Annotated in this window: 20 protein-coding genes and 1 tRNA gene; 9 read left to right on the top strand and 12 right to left on the bottom strand. The window is 71.3% G+C overall.

From position 1 onward, the window contains the following. Positions 1–87 precede the first annotated feature (87 nt). The 4 genes from crtE to KUG39_RS08065 all read left to right on the top strand — a co-directional run bounded on the left by crtE (position 88) and on the right by KUG39_RS08065 (position 3,421). Complete coding sequence (gene crtE / locus KUG39_RS08050) at positions 88–990, top strand: geranylgeranyl diphosphate synthase CrtE (RefSeq protein WP_190609248.1); 903 nt, start codon at positions 88–90, stop codon at positions 988–990. Beyond that, a complete protein-coding gene (locus KUG39_RS08055; RefSeq protein ID WP_216914207.1) occupies positions 987–1,532 on the top strand; it encodes a divergent PAP2 family protein in 546 nt (181 codons plus the stop codon). The genes crtE and KUG39_RS08055 overlap by 4 nt, the downstream gene beginning before the upstream one ends. Next, positions 1,529–2,989, top strand: a complete 1,461-nt coding sequence (locus KUG39_RS08060) for an AAA family ATPase (RefSeq protein WP_216914209.1) — start codon at positions 1,529–1,531, stop codon at positions 2,987–2,989. The genes KUG39_RS08055 and KUG39_RS08060 overlap by 4 nt, the downstream gene beginning before the upstream one ends. Positions 2,990–3,106: 117 nt before the next feature. Beyond that, positions 3,107–3,421, top strand: a complete 315-nt coding sequence (locus KUG39_RS08065; RefSeq protein ID WP_216914211.1) for a hypothetical protein — start codon at positions 3,107–3,109, stop codon at positions 3,419–3,421. Positions 3,422–3,425: 4 nt separating this feature from the next. On the opposite strand, the gene KUG39_RS08070 is transcribed toward KUG39_RS08065, so the two are convergent. The 6 genes from KUG39_RS08070 to petH all read right to left on the bottom strand — a co-directional run bounded on the left by KUG39_RS08070 (position 3,426) and on the right by petH (position 10,191). Beyond that, positions 3,426–4,112 (bottom strand): GAP family protein, encoded by a 687-nt coding sequence (locus tag KUG39_RS08070; protein WP_094586068.1) that lies wholly within the window; start codon positions 4,110–4,112, stop codon positions 3,426–3,428. A gap of 40 nt (positions 4,113–4,152) precedes the next feature. After that, the gene (locus KUG39_RS08075; RefSeq protein ID WP_286190937.1) at positions 4,153–4,407 is read right to left on the bottom strand and encodes an acylphosphatase; all 255 of its coding nucleotides are present in this window, start codon (positions 4,405–4,407) and stop codon (positions 4,153–4,155) included. A gap of 26 nt (positions 4,408–4,433) precedes the next feature. After that, positions 4,434–5,927, bottom strand: a complete 1,494-nt coding sequence (locus KUG39_RS08080) for a cobyrinic acid a,c-diamide synthase CobB (RefSeq protein WP_216914213.1) — start codon at positions 5,925–5,927, stop codon at positions 4,434–4,436. Between the two features lie 37 nt (positions 5,928–5,964). Beyond that, complete coding sequence (locus KUG39_RS08085) at positions 5,965–7,263, bottom strand: glucose-6-phosphate dehydrogenase assembly protein OpcA (RefSeq protein ID WP_094586071.1); 1,299 nt, start codon at positions 7,261–7,263, stop codon at positions 5,965–5,967. A gap of 67 nt (positions 7,264–7,330) precedes the next feature. Then, complete coding sequence (zwf, locus tag KUG39_RS08090) at positions 7,331–8,854, bottom strand: glucose-6-phosphate dehydrogenase (protein WP_190609242.1); 1,524 nt, start codon at positions 8,852–8,854, stop codon at positions 7,331–7,333. 167 nt (positions 8,855–9,021) lie between these two features. Next, complete coding sequence (gene petH / locus KUG39_RS08095; RefSeq protein ID WP_216914215.1) at positions 9,022–10,191, bottom strand: ferredoxin--NADP reductase; 1,170 nt, start codon at positions 10,189–10,191, stop codon at positions 9,022–9,024. A 230-nt stretch (positions 10,192–10,421) separates the two neighbouring features. Between petH and KUG39_RS08100 the strand changes: the two genes are divergently transcribed. Then, positions 10,422–10,940 (top strand): SRPBCC family protein, encoded by a 519-nt coding sequence (locus tag KUG39_RS08100; RefSeq protein WP_094586073.1) that lies wholly within the window; start codon positions 10,422–10,424, stop codon positions 10,938–10,940. A 115-nt stretch (positions 10,941–11,055) separates the two neighbouring features. On the opposite strand, the gene KUG39_RS08105 is transcribed toward KUG39_RS08100, so the two are convergent. Together KUG39_RS08105 and KUG39_RS08110 are read right to left on the bottom strand one after the other, a co-directional pair. Beyond that, a tRNA-Glu gene (locus KUG39_RS08105) sits at positions 11,056–11,128 on the bottom strand. A gap of 64 nt (positions 11,129–11,192) precedes the next feature. Beyond that, entirely contained in the window at positions 11,193–12,383 is a 1,191-nt protein-coding gene (locus KUG39_RS08110; RefSeq protein WP_286193025.1) for a histidine kinase, read from the bottom strand. A gap of 138 nt (positions 12,384–12,521) precedes the next feature. Here KUG39_RS08110 and KUG39_RS08115 point away from each other — a divergent pair, with 138 nt between their 5' ends. The 3 genes from KUG39_RS08115 to pepN all read left to right on the top strand — a co-directional run bounded on the left by KUG39_RS08115 (position 12,522) and on the right by pepN (position 16,351). Continuing rightward, on the top strand, positions 12,522–13,079 hold the full coding sequence (locus tag KUG39_RS08115; RefSeq protein WP_190609240.1) for a hypothetical protein: 558 nt from the start codon (positions 12,522–12,524) through the stop codon (positions 13,077–13,079). A 112-nt stretch (positions 13,080–13,191) separates the two neighbouring features. Then, entirely contained in the window at positions 13,192–13,632 is a 441-nt protein-coding gene (locus tag KUG39_RS08120; protein WP_233133985.1) for a DUF8650 domain-containing protein, read from the top strand. Positions 13,633–13,639: 7 nt separating this feature from the next. After that, complete coding sequence (pepN, locus tag KUG39_RS08125; protein ID WP_216914217.1) at positions 13,640–16,351, top strand: aminopeptidase N; 2,712 nt, start codon at positions 13,640–13,642, stop codon at positions 16,349–16,351. Here the strand turns inward: pepN and KUG39_RS08130 are convergent. Together KUG39_RS08130 and KUG39_RS08135 are read right to left on the bottom strand one after the other, a co-directional pair. Continuing rightward, the gene (locus KUG39_RS08130) at positions 16,348–17,601 is read right to left on the bottom strand and encodes a glycoside hydrolase family 10-like protein (protein ID WP_216914219.1); all 1,254 of its coding nucleotides are present in this window, start codon (positions 17,599–17,601) and stop codon (positions 16,348–16,350) included. The genes pepN and KUG39_RS08130 overlap by 4 nt on opposite strands. An 11-nt stretch (positions 17,602–17,612) precedes the next feature. Beyond that, positions 17,613–18,620 (bottom strand): ribose-phosphate pyrophosphokinase, encoded by a 1,008-nt coding sequence (locus tag KUG39_RS08135; protein WP_190609237.1) that lies wholly within the window; start codon positions 18,618–18,620, stop codon positions 17,613–17,615. Positions 18,621–18,687: 67 nt separating this feature from the next. Between KUG39_RS08135 and KUG39_RS08140 the strand changes: the two genes are divergently transcribed. Beyond that, positions 18,688–19,245, top strand: coding sequence for a hypothetical protein (locus KUG39_RS08140; protein ID WP_216914221.1), 558 nt, complete (start codon positions 18,688–18,690; stop codon positions 19,243–19,245). 13 nt (positions 19,246–19,258) lie between these two features. Here the strand turns inward: KUG39_RS08140 and KUG39_RS08145 are convergent, their stop codons facing one another. Further along, the gene (locus tag KUG39_RS08145; RefSeq protein WP_216914223.1) at positions 19,259–19,558 is read right to left on the bottom strand and encodes a hypothetical protein; all 300 of its coding nucleotides are present in this window, start codon (positions 19,556–19,558) and stop codon (positions 19,259–19,261) included. Positions 19,559–19,601: 43 nt separating this feature from the next. Next, positions 19,602–20,450, bottom strand: coding sequence for a shikimate dehydrogenase family protein (locus KUG39_RS08150; protein WP_286193026.1), 849 nt, complete (start codon positions 20,448–20,450; stop codon positions 19,602–19,604). Between the last annotated feature and the right edge of the window lie 193 nt (positions 20,451–20,643).

Consider the following 20,643-nt stretch of genomic DNA (forward strand, 5'->3'; position numbering starts at 1 on the left):
ACCGAAGGGTTCGTATCGTGTCGAAACATCAAGGTGGCGGCGCCCGGCCCGTGGCCTGAGAGAATCCGCGCCAACCCTCAGGACCCCATGACCCCGGCGGTGAGCACGGCCTTCGACTTCACCGCCTACCTGGAGGCGGCCCGCTGGCGCGTGGAGGCCGCCCTGGACAGTTCCCTGGGACCCGAGCGTCCGGAGTCGCTGCGGGAGGCGATGCGCTACTCCCTGCTGGCGGGCGGCAAGCGGCTGCGGCCGATCCTCACCCTGGCGGCCTGTGAGCTGGCGGGCGGCGATGCCGACCTGGCCATGCCCACGGCGGTGGCGATGGAGATGATCCACACCATGTCGCTCATCCATGACGACCTGCCCGCCATGGACAACGACGATCTGCGCCGCGGCCGGCCCACCAACCACAAGGTGTACGGCGAGGCCAAGGCCATCCTGGCCGGCGATGCCCTGCTGACCCGCGCCTTCGAGATGGTGGCCCTGCGCAGCCCGGGGGTGCCTCCCGAACGGCTGCTGCAGGTGGTGGGCGAGCTGTCCCTGGCCTCCGGCGCCCCCGGCCTGGTGGGCGGCCAGGTGGTGGACCTGGAGTGCGAGGCCCGCCAGGTGGATCTCGACACCCTCGAATACATCCATCTCCACAAGACCGGCGCCCTGCTGCGGGCCTGCGTGATCTCCGGCGCCCTGGTCGCCGGGGCCTCCGAGGAGCTGCTGACGGCCCTGCGCACCTACGCCCGCGGCATCGGCCTGGCCTTCCAGATCATCGACGACATCCTTGATGTCACCGCCAGCAGCGACGTGCTGGGCAAGACGGCGGGCAAGGACCTTGCCGCCGACAAGACCACCTACCCCAAACTGCTGGGCCTGGAGGAGTCCCGCCGGCGCGCCGATGCGCTGGTGAGCGAAGCCAAGGCGGTGCTGGAGCCCTGGAGCGCCAAGGCCGCCCCCCTGCTGGCCCTGGCCGACTACATCACCAGTCGCGACCGATGAGCGAGGCCATCGGCGCCCTTGACGCCCTGGGCGAGGTTCTGGCCAACGGCGTGCTCGCCTGGGGTCTGGCCGCCTGCGGTGTGGCCCAGCTCTCCAAACTTCTGATCGAGCTGGTGGTGCATCGCCGCTGGCGCCCGGCGGTGCTGATCGAGACGGGCGGCATGCCGTCGAGCCACTCCTCCCTGATGACGGGCACCGCCGCGGGCCTTGGCTGGGAGCTGGGGTTCGCCGATCCCCTGTTCGCCCTGGCGGCGGTGCTCTGCTTCGTCGTCCTCTACGACGCCAGCGGCGTGCGGCGGGCCGCCGGACTGACGGCCCAGCGGGTGAACGGGCTCCCCGACGGTCTCTGGGACACCCTTCCCCAGGGCGGCCCGCCGGAGGGGGCCCCGGTGCTGCGCCCCCTGAAGGAGAACCTCGGCCACACCCGCGCGGAGGTGCTGGTGGGCAGCCTGATCGGGCCCCTGGTGGCGCTGCCGGGCCTGGCCCTGCTCGGCTCGCCGCTGCAGATCGCCCAGGGCGCCGGCTGGCTGCCGCTGGGGTGAGCGATCACGACGGCCTGAGCGACGACCAGCAGCAGGCGGCCGCCGCCTTCGCCGACTGGCTCGGGGCCCCGGCCGACGGGGTGCCCTTCGTGCTGGAGGGCTACGCCGGCACCGGCAAGACCTTCCTGTCGATGCGGTTCCTGGCCCAGGCGGAGCGGGCCGGTCTCTGCTGGACCGTGGTCGCCCCCACCCACAAGGCGGTGGGCGTGCTGCGCCACCACCTGGCCCTGGCGGGTCTGCACCCCACCTGGTACCCCTCCACCATCCACCGCCTGCTGCGGCTCAAGCTGAAGCGGCAGGGGGACCGGGAGCGCTGTGAGGAGACCCTCCAGACCGCCCTGGCGCTGGAGAACCTCGGGCTGGTGCTGATCGACGAGGCCTCCATGGTGGATGGCGGCCTGCTGGAGATCACCCTGCGCTGCGCCCAGGCCTACCGCACCCGGCTGGTGTTCGTGGGGGATCCGGCCCAGCTGCCGCCGGTGGGGGAGGAGCGCAGTCCGGTGTTCGCCATGGGGCGGTCCCGGCGGGTGGCCCTGACCCACGTGGTCCGCCACGGGGGCCCGGTGCTGCGCCTGGCCGGCGGCCTGCGGGAAGGGGCCCTGCCCTGTAGCCGGCCGCCGCTGCTGGATCCGGTGCGCACCACCGAGGGCCGGGTGTCGCTGCTGGGGCGGAGCGACTGGCTGGCGGCCGCCCAGGAAGGCCTGCGCCGCAGCGCCGCAGCCGATGATCCCGACCTGGCCCGGATCCTCTGCTACACGAACCGCTCCCTGGAGCGGCTGGTGCCGATCGCCCGCCGCGCCCTGCACGGGGCCATGGCCGACCAGCTGCCGGTGCTCCCCGGCGAGGTGCTGATCACCCGCACGGCCGTGATGGCGCCGGCCTGCCGGGAAGGGGACGCCGCCGCCGAGGAGCCGGACCTGCTGCTGGGCAGCAACCGGGAGCTGGTGGTGCGGGACGTGCGGCCCGACCGCTGCGATCTGGCCGAGTTCGGCGTCGACGCCTGCCACGGCCCTGCGGTGATCGACACCCTCAACGCCACCGTGGAGTCGGGGGAGGCCCAGCTCAACCTGCGTCTGCTGCCGCCGATCGGCAGCGCCGCGCGGGCCTGCCTGGATGGGGTGCTGGAGCGGCTGCGGCTGCAGGCCAGGGAGGCGGGCCAGAAGGACGGCAAGGCCCTCTGGCGCCGCTTCTTCCTGGTGCGCGACGCGTTCGCCTCCCTCGGACCGGCGGCCGTGCTCACCGTCCATCGCAGCCAGGGCAGCACCTTCGGCGAGGTGTTCATCGACGAGGACGTCTTCTGGCCCCGGGACCTGCCGCTGCGCCAGCGGCTGGTCTACGTGGCGGTGAGCCGGGCCAGCCAGGCGGTGACCCTGATGGCGGGGGCCGCAGACCCCGGCGAGCGGGAGCGCTGGGACCGCTGGCTGCGGGACACCGGCGGCGACGCCGCCGGCGCCTGAAGCGGAGGGGGACCGGTGCGTGCGCAAAAGGGACCGACCCGTTACCCTCATCACGACCGACTCGTGCTGGGCGCCTGATTCGTGCTGGAATCCCGTCCCCCGTCCGCGACCCCCGGCATGGCGCTTCCCCAGGCGGGCCCGATGGCCATGATCGCCACCACCCCGGCCACGGACGGGCAGGCGGTCGGCACCAGAGCCGCCGGCGGATCCGGCGGCGGTGAACTGCTGACGGATGTGGGGGCCCTGGCGATCGCCGCGGCCCTGGTGGGCGTGGTCGTCCTGGTGCGGCGCTGGCTGATGCTGCGCTCCCGCCAGCCCCTGCCTGGCCTGCCGAAGGAGCGCGTGTTGCCCCTCTCCCGCCACGGCGCCCTGCACGACCCCAAGTATCTGGGCCGGATCCTGGAGGCCGAGGAGCCCCCGACGGGCCCCTGAGCACTCACCCCGCCCGCAGGCCTTCCACCCCCTGCCAGCCGAGGTAGATCGCCAGGCCGAAGCAGATGGCCGCCACGATCAGCTCGGCGTTATCGAACAGCCAGAGCTTGCCCGCCTGGAGCACCGGCAGCAGCCGCTCCTGACCCACCAGCACCAGCCCCGCCAGGGGCAGCAGCAGCAGGGTGCCGGAGAACAGGCTGAAGACCGCCGTGGTCAGCACCTCCCGGGGCCGGCTCAGCCCGGCCTCCAGCAGGCTGGCGGCGGTGCGGGCATAGAGGAAAAGGTCGTCCGGGCTGGACACCTGCACGGCGGCGCTGAGGCCGAGCAGGAGCGGCAGGGGCAGGGCGCAGAAGCCGTCCAGCCGGCGGGTCCAGCCGGGGGGACCGCCCCCCTGGCGGCTGCTCAGCAGACCGTTGAGGCCCAGGGCCAGCAGTCCGCCCGCCCCCAGCAGGTCGAGGCCGGTGCGCTGGTCAGTGCCCCGCTCCATCGTGAGCAGCAGGCCATGGCCCACGGTCAGCAGCAGGGCGATGGCCGCCGCGGAGGTGAGCAGCCAGCCGATCACGAACCAGCTGCCGCGGCGGAGCGGGCTGGGGCCCAGCAGGATCAGCAGCAGAAGGCCGATGTGCAGCGGACTGAAGCTGATCGCCAGGCCGAATCCGAACAGTTCACTCCAGAGGCTGGGGGTCGGCATCCATGGGAGTCGTGACGCCCCATTGTCCGGTGCTGGGGGTTCAGGTGCGGATCTCGAACCAGTCCGTGCCCGCCACGGCGACCTGGCCACTGGTGACGCCGCTCACCTGGGCGCCCTGGGGCCCCTTCTCGCACCAGAGACGCAGTTCCACCAGCCGGTCGGGCAGCCCCTCGGCCTCCACCTCCACCGACCCGTCAGGACGGTTGCGGACCCAGCCGCTGAGGCCGAGGTCGATGGCCTTCTGGCGGCAGCCCAGGCGGTATCCCACCCCCTGCACCTGACCACGGACGCTCATGCGCCAGCGCTCATGGGTGGTGGCGGTCACCCGGAGACTGGGTTGCAGGAAACGGCGTTCCTCGGCAGCGGCACGGCGCTGGCGGCGGATCTGGCCAGTCTCGAGGGAATCGCCGGGCATCCAGCCCAGTGGAGGTGCAGCCAGGTGGCGTGAACGGTCGGCGCGCTCCATCCTTCGATCCTCCCGGGTGATCCCCATCCTTCAAGTTGCCACAGGCTCTCGGCCTCTGCCAACACCTCTGCGCCCGAAGGCTGTGGCAGCAGCTGCCAGCGGTGGAACTCATGGCCGCAGAGGGATTCACCGCGGCGCACCAGAAGCCCGTCGGCCACCGGCACGGCCTGGCGGTAGCCGAGGCTGAGGGGCCCCCGTCGGGCGCGGAAGGGGAGCAGGCCGGCCATGGGGTGGGGCAGGCCGTCCGGGTCCTCCAGCTCCCGGCCCAGCAGCAGCAGACCGCCGCATTCGGCCACGATCGGCAGGCCGGCCCGGGCGGCGGCCTGGAGGGATCCGAGGCTGCGGCGGCTGGCCGCCAGCCGGGCGGCATGGAGTTCGGGGTAGCCGCCGGGCAGCAGCACCGCCCGGCAGTTCGGGGGGAGGGGATCGTCGGCCAGGGGGCTCCAGGGCACGGGGCTGAGGCCGCAGGCCTGGAGCAGCTCCTGGGCTTCCGGGTAGCGGAAGTGGAAGGCCGCATCGCTGGCGATCGCCACCGGCAGGGGGGTTCCGGCCCCGGCGGCTACCGAAGACCCGGCGGCCCCAGCCGCTGCCGCAGCCCCGGCGGGGGCCGGCTCCGGCGGGACCTGGTCGAGGCACCAGCGGATCGGATCGCGCCGTTCCGGCGCCGGCTCAGGCGGGGCCAGCAGCGGCCACAGCCGGGCCAGGTCGAGGTGCTCCTCAGCCAGAGCCGCCCAGATTCGCTGGCGCTCCCCCAGGTCGCCCAGCTCGCCCGGGGTGAGCAGGCCCAGGTGGCGGGAGGGCAGCTCCAGGCTGGGATGGCTGGGCAGCACCCCCAGCAGGGGCACCTCGATGGCGGCCAGGGCCTCGGCCAGCAGCAGCCGGTGCCGCTCGCTGCCGACCCGGTTCAGCACCACCCCCGCCAGGCTCACCCGGGGCGGGCCGTGGTCGCGGAAGCCGCGCACCAGGGCCGCCAGGCTGCCGGCCTGGCGCGACGCCTCCACCACCAGCACCACCGGCAGCCCCAGCAGGGCCGCCACGGCGGCGGAACTGCCCTCACTGCCGGACCCGCGGCCGTCGAACAGGCCCATGACCCCCTCCACCAGCACCCGTCCGGCGCGGCCGCCGTGCCAGCGGTAGCAGCGCCGCACCCACTCCTCGCCGCAGAGCAGGGGATCGAGGTTGCGGCAGGGGCGGCCTGCCACCGCCCCCAGCAGCTGGGGGTCGAGGTAGTCGGGACCCACCTTGAAGGGCTGGATGGTCTCCCCCCGGGCCCGGGCCACGGCCGCCAGGCTGAGGCTGAGCAGCGTCTTGCCGCTGCCGCTGCAGGGGGCCGCGATCAGGCAGCTCATGCGGTCGGCGGCATCGGCCGCTCCGGCGGAAGGTGCCTCAGCCTGGCAGCAGGCTCGCCGCCAGCGGGGCGGCCGCCGCCAGCAGCGGGGAGGTGGAATCGTGGCCCCCCGAGAGCAGGCGGGCCATCTCCATCTCCTCGCTCTCCTCGGGCAGGGGCACCACCCCCTCCGCCAGCTCCATGCTGGCCATGCCCCCGGACTCCAGGCGCATGCAGCCGCCGGACTCCGAGCAGAGAATCACGCACAGGGGGGGCCGCTGCTGCGGTTCGCAGATCAGCCGCATGCCGACGATGGCGCCGGGGTGGGTCTTGGGCACGCCCATGGGCACGGGCATCAGGGTGAACTGGACCGCCACCCCGTCGGTGCGCTCGAACTCCGCCGTGATCCCCGGGCCGGGACCGTCCACCTCCACCGTGTAGCTGGTGATCAGGTGCCAGCCGAGGCGGTCGGCGATCCAGGCGGCCAGCAGCAGCCCCTTCACGGGGTGGTCGCCCTCGACATCGATGTCGAGCTGCACCACGTGGCCGAGGGCATCGCGGCGGGACGGGGGATCGAACACCATGGCCAGGGATTCGCGCCAGGTGCGCAGCCGCAGCCAGTTGAGATCGTTGACGGCCTGGCCGGCGCTGATCCGGGCCAGCATCAGATCGAGGCAGCGGCGCGGCTCCCCGAGGGAGCTGTCGATCACCAGCCGCCGGGGCAGCGGCGCCAGGGCCTCGAGCATCTCGGAGGGCTCATCCAGGCTGCTGTTCCACCACACCCAGCAGGGCAGGGAGTCGTCCACCAGGGAGACTATCAGATCGAGGCTCTGCTTCAGGGCGCCCATGCCGCCGCGCAGCACCACCACGTCGCCGCAGGCGGCGCCGGCGCCGCCCTCCTCCGGCAGCGGGCAGTAGGCCGCTACCAGGGTCTCGAGCGGATGGCCCGGGTCGAGGGTGGGAGCCAGGGTGATCAGGCGCCGCGGCATGTGGGCGCTGATGGCGCTCTCGACGAACTGGCCGCGCAGGTCCTCGGGCCGGTGGTTCCCTTCCTTCTGGCCGATGGCCCAGGCCAGGCGGGGATCCATGGGCGCCGTGCTGTACGGCAGACCGGTTTCGGGCACGGCCTGGCGGGCCGCCTCCAGCAGCTCGGCGCGCAGCAGGCCGGTGATCGGCCCGTCGACCCGGCCGATGCGCACCATCTGCTGCTCCAGCCAGGAGGGCTCCCACACCACCAGGGTGAAGGTGGCGGCCCCGGTGGAGCCCTCCAGGTCATGGGTCCAGAGGCGGTGCAGGTAGGGGTTGACCTCCTCGGGCGGCAGATCGAGGGGGGCCTGGAGGGTGAGCTGGGGAGCCATGGGGGGAGGCAGGGGGCGGAGGTCGCTGGGCTGGGGAGCTGGAGGGAGAGGTGGCCTGACCCGTGTCTCAGGGACGCCGCCAGATCAGGCCGTCACTGGCCAGGAGGCCATCGGCGGCGGTGGGCCCCCAGGTGCGGGCCTCGTAGGGCTGGACCGGCAGCTGCCAGGGGGATTCCTCGATCAGGGACAGCAGCGGTGTGTACAGCCGCCAGGCCGCCTCCACCTCGTCACTGCGGGTGAACAGGGTGGGATCGCCCAGCATGGCGTCGGCGAGCAGGCGCACGTAGCCCTCGTCGGAGGGCTCGCCGAAGGATTCGTCGTAGCTGAAGGCCATGTCGACAGGGCGGCTGCGCATGCCGGAGCCGGGGGCCTTGACCTCGAACTTGAACTCGGCGCCCTCGTCGGGCTGGATGCGCAGGATCAGCTGGTTGGGGGTGGGGGCACCACCGGCGGCGTCGAACAGGTGCACCGGGGCCTCACGGAAGGTGAGCACCACCTCGCTGAGGCGTTTCGGCAGCCGCTTGCCGGTGCGCAGATAGAAGGGCACCCCCTGCCAGCGCCAGTTGTTGATGGCCACCTTCATGGCCACATAGGTTTCCGTGGTGCTGTTGGCGTTGACCCCGGGCTCCTGGCGGTAGCCGGGCAGGGGTCGGGCCATGCTGCCGCCAGCGGCGTACTGGCCCCGCACGCAGCATTTCCAGGGCTCCTCCTCGTTGGCCAGGCTGGCCGACTGCAGCACCTTGGCCTTCTCGTTGCGGATGGCCTCCGGATCGAAGCGGCCGGGGGCCTCCATGGCGGTGAGGGCCAGGATCTGGGTGAGGTGGTTCTGCACCATGTCCCGCAGGGCGCCGGACGACTCGTAGTAGCCGGCCCGTTCCTCCACCCCCACGGTTTCGGCGGCGGTGATCTGGACGCTGGAGATGTAGTTGCGGTTCCAGATCGGCTCGAAGATCGTGTTGGCGAAGCGCAGCACCAGGATGTTCTGGACCGTTTCCTTGCCCAGGTAATGGTCGATGCGGAACACCTGGCTTTCCTTGGCGCAGGCCTGCACCACCTTGTTGAGGGCCTGGGCGCTGGCGTAGTCGCGGCCGAAGGGCTTCTCGATCACCACCCGGCTGCGCTCGGCATCGGCCAGCAGGCCGGCACCGGCCAGGGCGCGGCAGCCGCTGCCGTAGAACTCCGGCGAGACCGAGAGGTAGAAGGTGCGGTTGCCCCGGGTGGCCCGCAGCCGGTCGATGCTCTCCAGCCGCTGGCCGAGGCGCACCAGGTGGTCGGGCTGCTGCAGGTCGACCGGCTCGTAGAAGAGGCCCTGGGCGAACTGCTCCCAGGCGGTGCGATGGGAGGCGATCTCATCGGCCAGGGCGGCCCCCATCTTTTCGCGGAACTCCTCATCGCTCCAGGGCCTTCGGGCGCAGCCGAGCACGGCGAACTCGCTGGGCAGCCGTCGCTGGCGGAACAGCTCGAACAGCGCCGGGATCAGCTTGCGGTGGGTGAGATCACCGCTGGCCCCGAAGATGACGATGCACTGGGGCGAGATCACCCGCTCCTGGCGCAGACCAACCCGCAGCGGGTTGGTGAGGATGGCGGTCATGGGGAGGGCGTCCGGTCATCCCTGGTTTAACGGCGGCGCAGGCATCCCGCTGCATCGCTGCGACAGGGAGCCTGCCGGTGTGAGCATTCTCGGATCGTCAGCCATGAAAAAGGCCCGCTGGAAGCGGGCCTTGCAACGGGGGCGGTGTGCCCCGGGGTGCGATCGGCTCAGTAGGTCTCGACGTGCCAGCGGTCGGCCTTCTTGAGCTGGGGCCGCAGTTCGCTCCACTCGAGGCCCTTGGCGGCGGCGGCGGCGGTCATGGCCTCGTCGATGCCGGGCTCCATGCCGCGCAGACCGCACATGTACACGTGGGTCTTGGGATCCTCGATCAGGGAGAAGATCTCGTCAGCGTGCTCGGTGACGCGGTCCTGGATGTACATCCGGCCGCCACTGGGGTTCTGCTGCTCGCGGCTGATCGCCTTGGTGTAGCGGAAGTTCTCGGGGAACTCGGCCAGGTAGCGCTGGAAGTCGTCCTCGTAGAGGAGGTTGGGCGTCTTGGGGACCCCCATGATCAGCCAGGCCTTGCCGCGGAACTGGTACTCGGGGTTCTTGGCCCGCTCGGAGGGCTCGAACATGCGGCGCAGGTAGGCCCGCATCGGAGCGATGCCGGTGCCGGTGGCCAGCATGATGATGTTGGCGTCCTCATCGGGGGGCAGGAGCATCTCCTTGCCCACGGGGCCGGTGATCTTCACCTTGGCGCCCGGCTCGATGTCGCAGAGGAAGGTGGAGCAGACACCGTTGATGGTGGTGCCGTCCTTCTCGTACTGGAGCTGGCGCACGCAGAGGGAGACCGTGCCGCCCTCGCAGTTGTCGCCGTGGCGGGTGCTGGCGATCGAATAGAGACGCAGCTTGTGGGGCTTGCCGTTGGCGTCCTCGCCATCGGGAATGATGCCGATGCTCTGGCCTTCGATGTAGTGGAGGTTGCCTTCCGAGAGGTCGAAGGTGATGTGGTTCACCCGGCCGATGGCCCCCTCGGCCAGGAGGCTGTAGTTGCCGGTGACCGTGCCGATGAAGGGATCCTTCGGCTTGTAGAGGTTGACCGGGACGTCGGCGTGGCTCACGGGGGCTTTCTTGGCGGGGGTGGGGGTGGCGGCCGGGGCGTCGGAGACCGCAGCGTCAGAGGGGGCCGGAGCGGAGCCGGCGGGGACCTCCTCGGCGTTGACGGCCAGGATGCGACCGCCCTGCTGGGCGATGGTCTGCATCAGCCGCTGCAGCTGGGGGAAGGGCACGGTGATCCGGCGCTCGGCCCGCCGCTGAAGGCCGACGCCGAAGCCTTCGACCACAACCGTGAACATGCGGCCGTCGGACTGGGTGGCCTTGCCGGTGGAAACACGCATGCGGGCGTCGGAGCCGAAAATCGGCCCGATCATAGAGAACTCGCCCCACGCCCCTTCGGTGCGGATTCGTTGACCGGATTCCGGAGACACCGGTTAGTTTGTGTTCCGTCGCACCAATCCCGGTGCCGACCGCTGCCACCCTCACGCAAGCCCCGAGCGAGCTCCGATCCGTCTTGGCACAGCTTCTGGCGTCGTTTCCCCGCCCCGTGCACCTCCCTTCCACTGAGGCCATGGTCGCCAGCGAGGCCAGTTGCGCCCTCGACACGATCCAGCAGGAGATGGAGCGTCTCCCCCAGGGCACCCGGCGCCTGGCGGTGCAGCTGCGCCTCGATCTCCCCCCCGAGTGGATCTGGTCGGTTCTCACCGACTACGACCATCTCGATCGCTTCATTCCCAATCTCGCCAGCTCCCGCCAGCTCTGGCGCCGCGGCAATCTGGTCGCCCTGGAGCAGGTGGGCACCCAGCAGTTCTGCGGCCTGCGCTTCAGTGCCCGCGTCCAGCTGGAGCTCAGCGAGGAGCCGGAGCAGGGTCGCCTGGCCTTCCGCATGCTGGAGGGCGATTTCCGCTGCTTCCAGGGCGTCTGGCAGGTGGGCGCCGACGACACCAGCACCTGGCTCCTCTACGACCTCACCGTGCAGGGCAAGCCGGGCATGCCGATCGGCCTGATCGAGCAGCGGCTCAAGGAGGATCTGGCCAGCAACCTGCGGGGCGTGCAGCGGGAAGCCCAGCGCCGCGCCCAGCAGCTCTGAGGCTCTTCGCCAACCGGCCCTCCTGCCAACGGCATGAGGTGGGGGCTGATTAACAGCACCTCTGAAAAAGTGGCGCGGGTCAGGACGAAACCGCCCCGAGCCCGGAACCGATGCATACCCCCAAGGGGATTCGAACCCCTGTCGCCTCCGTGAAAGGGAGGTGTCCTAGGCCTCTAGACGATGGGGGCGAGGCCACAGCCGGCTTGGCGCCGATCTGATGTGCTGGACGCTACGGGCCGGAGGGACCCTTCGTCAAGGAAGGTCCTCGGCCGTGGGCCGGCCAGGGAGGGAACGGTCCGGTTCCGGGGAGCTCTGGCCGGTCCAGACCGGCACGGTGAAGTTGAAGCAGGCGCCCTCGCCGGGTTCGGACACCACCCAGATGCGGCCGCCGTGCACCTCGGCGATGCGGCGGCACACCGACAGGCCCACGCCGAAGCCGGAGGTGGTGCCGGAGGTCTGGGGCAGCCGCACCCGGTCCTGGAAGATGCGGTGCTGCTCCTCGCGGGGAATGCCCGGCCCGCTGTCGCAGATGCTCACCTGCACCCACTGGCTGGTGCGGTGCATGAGGCTGAGGCTCACCTTGCCGCCGTCGGGGGTGAACTTGAGGGCGTTCTCCAGCAGGTTGAGGAACACCTGCCGCATGCGCCGCTGGTCGGCATGGACGTCGGGCAGGTCGGCGGGGATGTCGGTGACCAGCTGCAGGCCCCGGCCCACCCAGAGCTTCTCCAGCTCGAGGATGGCCTCGGCCGCCACCTGGCTGAGATCCAGGCGCTGGGGGTTGAACAGGGCCTCCCAGCGGGTGGTGCCCACCTCCAGAAGATCCCTGGAGAGGGCCTCGATGTCGTCGAGGCGGCGGTTGAGCACGTCGCGGAAGCGGCTCTCGTCGATCTGGCCCAGGGCATGGCTCTGCAGGGCCAGCTTGGCGGCGGTGAGGGGGGTGCGCAGCTCGTGGGCCACCATGCGCAGCAGCCGTTCCTGGACGCCCAGCCGCTCGATCAGGGTTTCGTTCTCCTGACGCAGCACCAGCAGCTGGTCCTCGAGCTGCACCTCCCTCTGGCTGCGGCTGCCATCCATCTCCGCCGGCCGCAGGCTCAGCCCCAGGGTGGTGACCACCTCCATCTGCTGCCAGCGGGGCAGCCAGATGCGCAGCTGCTGGGCCAGGGTGTTGCCGGCGAAGACCTGCTTGGGCAGGGGATCAAGTTTGATCAGGGCCGGGGTGGCCACCAGGCGGTGCAGTTCGAGCAGCTCGGGATGGTCGGCCGGATCGGCCACCTGGAGGGACACCTTGCAGGTGCAGTCCTCCGATTGCAGGAAGGCCAGCAGGGCCCGCAGGTCAGCGGAGGCCATGTGATGGCGGGCCGCCACCAGCAGCAGCTTGAGCGGTTTCTGGGCCTCACCGGTGGCGGTGCCGGCCTCGGCCACCGCCGACGGCGACGGCGACATGGGCGGGAAATCGGGCTCCCCCAGGACCGGCAACGGCAGGAATGCGGCAATGCACCCAACCTTATGGGGTTTTGGGCAGAACCCGGAAACGTCGCTAGGACTTCAGGAATCGCGCCCCTGTGCCCGGATGGGCCAGCCATGACCACACCGACCCATCCCGGTCTCACCAGGGAAACGCCCGTGCAGAGCCGCATCCGCCTCGACACCAGCGTGAGGCGCTGGTTCGCCCGCAACCTGGGGCTCTGGCGATCGCGCCGCACCTACTTCTTCACCAAGGACGACGAGGTGCTGCGGGTGGACATGAACCTGCGCATCGAGGTCCACGGCGAGCTGGTGGACGGGGATGAGGGCTACCGCTTCACCTGGTGGGCGGAGGGACATCAGCCCTTCTTCGAGACCAAACCCGACTACCGGCCCGAGGGCACGATGGAGGCCTGGCTGTGTGGTCACCAGCTGCGGCGCAGCTGCGGCTATCTGGCGGGGGCCCCCACGGTCAGCCAGATCCGCCAGATCGATGAGCACACCATGGCCTTCCAGTCCCACTACGACGACTGGGACGTCCTCGAGCAGATCCGCCTGGTGGATGGGGACAACTACCGCTCCCGCTCGATCCACACCTGGCGTCACGGCAGTCTCGAGCTGGTGGAGCTCCACCACGAGATCCGGCTGGAGGCGGCGGGAGAGCCGATCGGTTAATCGCTGTCAGGGCCGGGGCCCCGCCGGCTGGGCCGCCTCGCGGAGCGGTCTCTGCGGCGGGTGTGGCGGCTGCTGCGATGCAGCACGATGGTGGTTCATGAATCCCTACCCCTTGTCTCACCTGCTCCGCCGCTCCCGGCCGCTGCTGGCCCCCCTGGTCGCCATGCCGTTGCTGCTGGCACCTCTGGCGGCGCACGCCGCCCCCGCCACCCCCGCCGAGATGGGGCTTTACACCCGCATCGGCGCCGTCAACGTCTGCATCTCCCGCGCCGCCGGCATCGACTTCGAGAAATCGGTGGGCATCGCCGGCGAAACCATCGCCCAGCTGATCCTCGGCCAGCACAAGGGCGAGATCCAGCAGGTGGGGACCAAGGCCCTCACCATCGAGGAGCTGCGCCGCGGCGCCATCAACTCGGCCGTGCTCGGAGCCGCCGAGATCTGCCCCAAGGAGGTGCCGGCCGACGTGATGAAGAAGGTGCAGGACGCCATCAAGCAGCAGGGTGCCGCCCGGCCTGGGGCACCAGCTCCTGCGACCCCGGCGGCCCCCAGGTAAGCCCCTGATGGCCGTCGTCCACCTCGCCGACTACCGTCCGGCGCCTTACCTGCTGGAGCGCACCGATCTGACGGTGCGCCTGTTCGCCGACCATGCCCTGGTGGAGGCGCGGCTGGCGTTCCTGCCCAGGCCCGGCGCGGCGGTGGAGCCCCTGGAGCTCCGCGGGGTGGATCTGGAGCTGCGGGCCCTGGCGATCGATGGCGTGCCCCTGCCCCCCGAGGCGTATCGGCTGGAGGACGACCGCCTGTTGGTGCTGAAGCCGCCCCGGCGGCCGTTCGTGGTCACCAGCACGGTGTGGCTTGATCCGCGGGCCAACACCAGCCTCGAGGGGCTTTACGTGAGCGGGGGGATGGTCACCACCCAGTGCGAGGCGGAGGGCTTCCGCCGCATCACCTATCACCCGGATCGCCCCGACCTGCTCAGCCGCTTCCGGGTGCGGATCGAGGCCGACCGGGACAGCTGCCCGGTGCTGCTCTCCAACGGCAACGGCATCGAGGCCGGCGACCTGCCCCCCGGGCCAGGCGGAGAAGCCCGTCACTACGCCGTCTGGGACGATCCCTTCCCCAAGCCCTCCTATCTGTTCGCCCTGGTGGCGGGCCGGCTGGAGGAGGTGCGCGACACGTTCGTGACCGCCGATGGGCGCACCGTGCAGCTGCGCCTGCACGTGGAGCCGGGCGATGCCCCCTTCACCGCCCACGCCATGGCCTCCCTGAAGCGGGCGATGGAGTGGGACGAGCGCGTCTATGGCCTGGCGTACGACCTCGACGAGTACAACATCGTCGCCGTGCGCCACTTCAACATGGGCGCGATGGAGAACAAGAGCCTCAACATCTTCAACTCCAAGCTGGTGCTCGCCGACGCCGCCACGGCCACCGATGGTGAGCTGGAGCGGATCGAGAGTGTGATCGCCCACGAATACTTCCACAACTGGACAGGCAACCGCATCACCTGCCGCGACTGGTTCCAGCTGTCGCTGAAGGAGGGGCTCACCGTCTTCCGGGATCAGAGCTTCTCGGCCGATCTGCATGGCCATGCGCTCAACCGGATCGAAAACGTGGCGATGCTGCGCAACACCCAGTTCCGGGAGGATGCGGGTCCGACGGCCCATCCGGTGCAACCGGATCAGTATCAGGCGATCGATAATTTCTACACCACCACGATCTACGAAAAGGGATCGGAGGTGATCCGGGTGCTGCACACCCTGCTGGGGGAGGAAACCTTCCAGCGGGGCATGGCCCTGTACGTGGAACGCCACGACGGCACCGCCGCCACCTGCGAGGACTTCGTCCAGGCGATGCAGGATGCCGCCGGCGAAGTGGCCGACAGCTGCCGCCTGCCGCCCTTCGATTTCGTGCAGTTCCGCCGCTGGTACCACCAGGCGGGCACGCCGGTGCTGCAGGTGAGGCGCCGCTGGAACAAGGCCGCCGGGACCCTGGAGCTGTTCGTGCGCCAGTCCACCCCCGCCACCCCGGGCCAGCCCCACAAGCAACCCCTGGTGATCCCCCTGGCCATCGGTCTGGTGGGCCAGGCCGGCCAGCCCCTGCCGATGCGGCTGGTGGCCGAGGATCCCGACCACGGTGCGGCGCCTCTGATGGGCCGCCGCTGGGGGGCGGGCACGCGGCTGCTGCTGATCGATCAGGAGGAGCAGGTGTTCCGCTTCGAGGGGCTGCCGGCCCAGGCGCCGCCACCGGCCCTCTCCCTGCTGCGCCAGTTCTCGGCTCCGGTGAAGGTGGCGCTGGGGCGGCCCTCCAGCGAGCTGGTGCATCTGCTGGCCGCCGACAGCGACCCCTTCGCCCGCTGGGACGCGGCCCAGGTGCTGCTGCGCCGCGCCCTGCTGCGCCGGGCCGCCGGCCGGGTGGATGGGGTGCTGGAGGACGCCCTGATCGACGCCTTCGAGCGGATCCTGGCCGACCCCTCCCTCTCGGAGGCCAGCCGCAGCGTGCTGCTGGCCCTGCCGGGGCTGGCCGAACTGGAGGATGGGGCGCCGGAGCCCGATCCACCGGCCCTGTTCGCCGCCCTGCAGGCCCTGCGCCGCCGCTTCGGGGAGGCTCTGGCCGAACCCCTGGAGCGGGCCCTGGAGCGGGTCAGCGAGCAGTGGGGGCTGGCGTGGCCGGAGGGGGTGGGCGACCGGATGCTGACGGGCTCGATCTGGAGCTGGCGGGTGGCCGCCGGCGACACGGCGGCGATCGCGGCGGCCCGCGCGGCGGTCGACGGCCCGTCGATGACCCTGGCCCGGGCGGGCCTGCGGGCGCTGCAGGACCACCCGATCGCCGCCCGCCAGGAGGCGGTGGATGCCTTCTACGCCCGCTGGGAAGAGAAGCCCGTGATCCTCGATTCCTGGTTCGCCCTGGAGGCCGCCGCCCCCTTCGCCGACGGTCTGGAGCGGGTGCAAGGGCTGCTCGACCATCCCCGCTTCGATCCGGCGGCCCCCAATGCGGTGCGGGCGGTGCTGGGGGGGCTGGCGGGCAACCCACCGGTGTTCCATGCCGCCGACGGCAGCGGCTACCGCTTCATGGCCGACCAGATCGTCGCCCTCGACCAGCGCAACCCGATCACGGCCTCGCGCATGGCCAAGGTGTTCAGCCGCTGGCAGAGCTACGGCCCCGGACGGCGGGAGCGGATGCGGGAAGCCCTGGAGGGGCTGGCGGCAGCCGAGCTCTCCACCAACACCCGCGAGGTGGTGGGCCAGTGCCTCGGGGTGGCTAGCGGGGAGGCCTAGCGGCCGCCGAACACCTCGCGGTTGAGGCGGCGGAAGGCGGCCTGGCGGGCGGCGGCCCCCTCGGGGCCGGCGTACTGGCCCCAGAGCCCCTCCCAGTAGAAGAAGATCACGCCGTGGCCGCGGGCGGCGGAGAGGCGCACCTTCTGCTCAAGGGTGGCCATGTCGGGGGTGCGGCCGCCGAAACCGGAGAGGATGCCGATCTCCACCGGCATGCCCCAGCGGCGGGCCTTCACCAGCGCCGGCTGGTCGAGGTCGCGGGCGAAGCCCTTCACCGAATAGGCATAGTTCTGGACGATCAGGTCGTCGACCAGTTCGCCCAGGGCCCAGAGCTCCCAGTCCTGCAGCCAGTGGTTGTAGGCGAAGCGGAAGGGGCCCGGCGAGAGGCTGATCACCGTGCGCCGCGGACCGCCCGCCTCCTGCATCGTGCTCCGCAGTTCCCGCAGCAGGGCGGTGAGCTGCTGGCGGCGCCACTTCATCCAGTAGCGGTCGTTGAAGTTGGCGGGCGGCTCCCGGCCGGTGTCCGCCACGTAGAGGGCGCGGGTGTAGGGGTCGTAGCCCAGCTCCACCGGCCAGGCGAAGTGGTCGTCGAGCTGGATGCCGTCGACGCCGCAGCGCTGGACGATCTCCTTGATCAGGCCGATGAAGCGGGCCCGCACCCCCGGGTGGGCCGGATTCAGCCACACCCGCAGATCCTTGAGCGGGGAGGTTTTCAGGTTGGCGCCGTGCATGGCGTAGAGGGCACTCCCATCGACGCGGCGCAGCACCCACTCCGGGTTCCGCTGCACCACCTCCGCATCGGCGGGCTCCATCAAGCCGTACTCGAACCAGGGGATCACCTGCATGCCACGGCGATGGGCGGCCTTGGTGAAGCGGCAGATGGGGTCGAGGCCGGGGTTGGAGCGGGCCAGGGCCGGCTCCAGCGGCGCCCAGCGGCTGCGGTGGAAGGTGGCGCCCCGGCTCCAGACGTTGGGGTAGAGGGTGTTGAAGCCGGCGGCGTCGAGCTGGGCGACGGCGGTCTCGATGCGTGCGGCGTCGTAGTAGAGGGGGCTGGGGCTGTTGGTCAGCCACACCCCGACGCGGCGCTCGAACCCCTTGGGCAGGCGGCTTTGGGCGTCGGCCGGCCGAGGGGCCCCCACGGTGAGGGCCAGCAGGGCCGTGACGAGCACGGTGAGGGGCACCGGCAGGTGGCGCTTGAGATGGGCGAAGCGTTTCAGGGGCACCCGACGGGCCGGTGCAGCGGGAGCCTCCATGGTGGTGGCGCTCAGCGGAACATCGAGCTGACCGAGCTCTCCTGGTGGATGCGCCAGATCGTTTCACCGAGCATGTTGGCGATCGAGAGCACCCGCAGCTGGGGGAAGTGCAGATCGGGGGGCAGGGGGATGCTGTTGGTCACCACCACCTCCTCGAACAGGCCCGGGGTGGAAAGACGCTCAACGGCGGGGGGGGAGAAGACGGCGTGGGTGGCGCAGGCCAGCACCCGTGCCGCCCCCCGGGCCCGCAGCAGCTGGGCGCCCTGGAAGATGGTGCCGCCGGTGTCGATCATGTCGTCGATCAGGATCGCCGTCTTGCCGACCACGTCACCGATCACGGTGAGGCTCTCGGCCACGTTGTGGCCGGAGCGGCGCTTGTCGATGATCGCCAGGGGCGCATCCTTCATCTGCTTGGCGAAGGCCCGGGCCCGGGCCACACCGCCCACGTCGGGGGACACCACCACCACTTCACCCAGGTCCCGGGTGGAGAGGTAGTCGACCAGCACCGGTGAGCCGTAGATGTGGTCGCAGGGGATGTCGAAGTAGCCCTGGATCTGGGAGGAGTGCAGGTCCATGGCCAGCACCCGCTCGACGCCGGACTTGACCAGCAGGTTGGCCACCAGCTTGGCGGTGATCGATTCGCGGCCGGCCGTCTTGCGGTCGGCCCGGGCGTAGCCGTAGTAGGGGATGACCGCCGTGATCTGGCGCGCCGAGGCCCGCCGGCAGGCATCCACCATGATCAGCAGCTCCATCAGGTGATCGTTCACCGGAGCGCAGGTGGGCTGGATCAGGAAGACGTCGCAGCCGCGGATCGACTCCTGGATCTGGATGTAGAGCTCGCCGTCGGCGAAACGCTTGATCACCCTCGGGCCGTCGGGCACACCGAGATAGGCGCCGATCTCGCGGGCCAGATCGGGGTTGGCATTGCCGCAGAACAACCGCAACCGGCGAGGGTCGTGGCTGGTGAGGGGCGGCTGCCCGCTCTGCTCCACCCGTTCAGCGGTCGAGAAAGTGGACAAGGGCGCAGGCGGCGTTGCTTCGCAGCACGATGGTAGAAGCGAGCCGGCCCAGACAGTGCAAACAACCATGTCGGTTTCAGGGTTCGGCGCGGAGCCGAAAGGCGGCCTGCTGCTGGTGGGCCTGGGGAGGCAACGGGAGCTGGAGGGCCTGGCGGCGGTGGCGGCGCGGCTGGCCGCCGCCGAAGGCGTGGCCCTGCGGGAGCTGGCCGGCGCCTCCGATCCCGATGCCGGCCTGGCGGCCCTGAGCGCGGCGGCGACGGGCCCCTGGCTGGCCGCCCTGCCCGTCGATGCGGGCCTGCCGCTGGAGCGGGGCGGCAGCTGGGCCGAGGCCCTAGGGGCCTGGCGCCAGCCCTGCCTGCTGGTGCTGCGGGGCGAGCAGATGGACACGGGGCTGCCGGCGGCCGGCGCCGCCCTGCTGGAGCACTGGCGGGTGCCCCTGGCCGGGCTGGTGCAGGTGGGCGGCGACTGGCAGCCGGCGATGCGCCGCCGCGACGGCCTGCCCTGGCTGGGCTGGCTGCCGGAGACCGCCGCCGAGAGCGGCGCGGAAAGCGAGGAGGCCGGAGCCGCAATGGCGGCGCTGCAGCAGGTGCTTCGGGGCCGCTGGCGGGTGCTGCAGGCGGCCTAGGGGGGTGCGGCCCTCACTCGCCCCGTTCCTCCCCGCCGTTCTCGCCCTCTTCGGCTTCACCGCCGGAACCGCCCGCCGCTGGGGCCCCGGGCTCCATGGTGACGCCGAGCTCGCGGCAGGTGCCGATCGGATCGACGCCCGGTGCCAGGCCGAGGGCCTTGCGCAGGGCATCGATCTGGCCGACCGACTGGAGATCGATGGTGTTGGCGACCTGCTGGCAGGCGATCGTCTGCAGGGCCCGGCCATCGGGGCGGCCGCAGCCGGCCAGGAGGCCGAGGGCCGCAAGGGCGGCAAGAGAGACGACCCGAGTCATGGGGATGCCGGAGAGAACGCCCGCCAAGGTAAGGGCGCCAGGCTCACTCCCCAAGGGCCTCGGCCACGGCGCGCTGGAACACCGCCTCCTCGGGGGTGACACCGGTCCATTGCTCGAAGATCTGCATGGCCAGCTGCACCAGCATCTCGACGCCATCCACCACCGGACAGCCGTGGCTGCGGGCCGTGGCGAGGAACGGGGTGATGCGGGGGTTGGTGATCACATCCACCACCACGCAGGCCGGATCCACCGTGTCCCAGCGGACGGGCACCGGCTCCAGCTCCGGCGCGCAGCCCAGGTGGGTGGCGTTCATCAGCAGGGTGGTGTCCGCCGGCACCGAAACCTCCCCCTCCCACGGCTGCCACACCGCCGGCACGCCGGAGGCGCGGGTGACGGTGTCCGCCACCTCCTGGCCCTGCTCCTGCCGCCTGGTGATCAGGGTGAGGTGGGATGCACCGGCCCAGGCCATCTCCACCGCCATCGCCCGGCCGGCCCCGCCGGCCCCGAGCATCACCACCCGCCGGCCCGCCAGGGGCGCCAGCTTCTCGATCGCCTTCACCACCCCCTTGCCGTCGTTGTTGTGGCCGATCAGGCGGCCCGCCTCGATGGTGAGGTAGTTGGCGGCACCGATGGCCCGCACGTCGTCATCGACGTCATCGAGCAGGGGCAGCACCGCCACCTTGTACGGCACGGTGATGGCCATGCCGCTGTAGCCCAGGGGCACCAGGGCCCGCACCGCCAGGGCCAGGTCCGCCGCGTTGGCGATGTCGTTCTTCCAGAACTGCCAGCACAGCCCGTGGTGGGCATACACCGCATCGAACATCCGATCGATCGGGTTCTCGGCCACCGGATGGCCGAGCATGCCGGTCATCTGCTTCTGGGGAGGGATCAAGGGGAGCGGGCGGGAGGACCCAGGCTGGCAGGGGTGGGGCGATGGGGCGGGATCAGGAGGCCGGGGTGCTGCCGTTGACCCGGCGCAGGCCGGTGAAGCCCATCACCACCGGCGCCTGGATCGGGGTGAGCTGCTGGGCGGTGGCCTCAAGGAAAGCGACAAGGATCGTGATCAGCAGGATGTAGTGACGCAG

The sequence above is a fragment of the Synechococcus sp. CCAP 1479/10 genome (assembly GCF_019038515.1).
GTDB lineage: Bacteria > Cyanobacteriota > Cyanobacteriia > PCC-6307 > Cyanobiaceae > Cyanobium.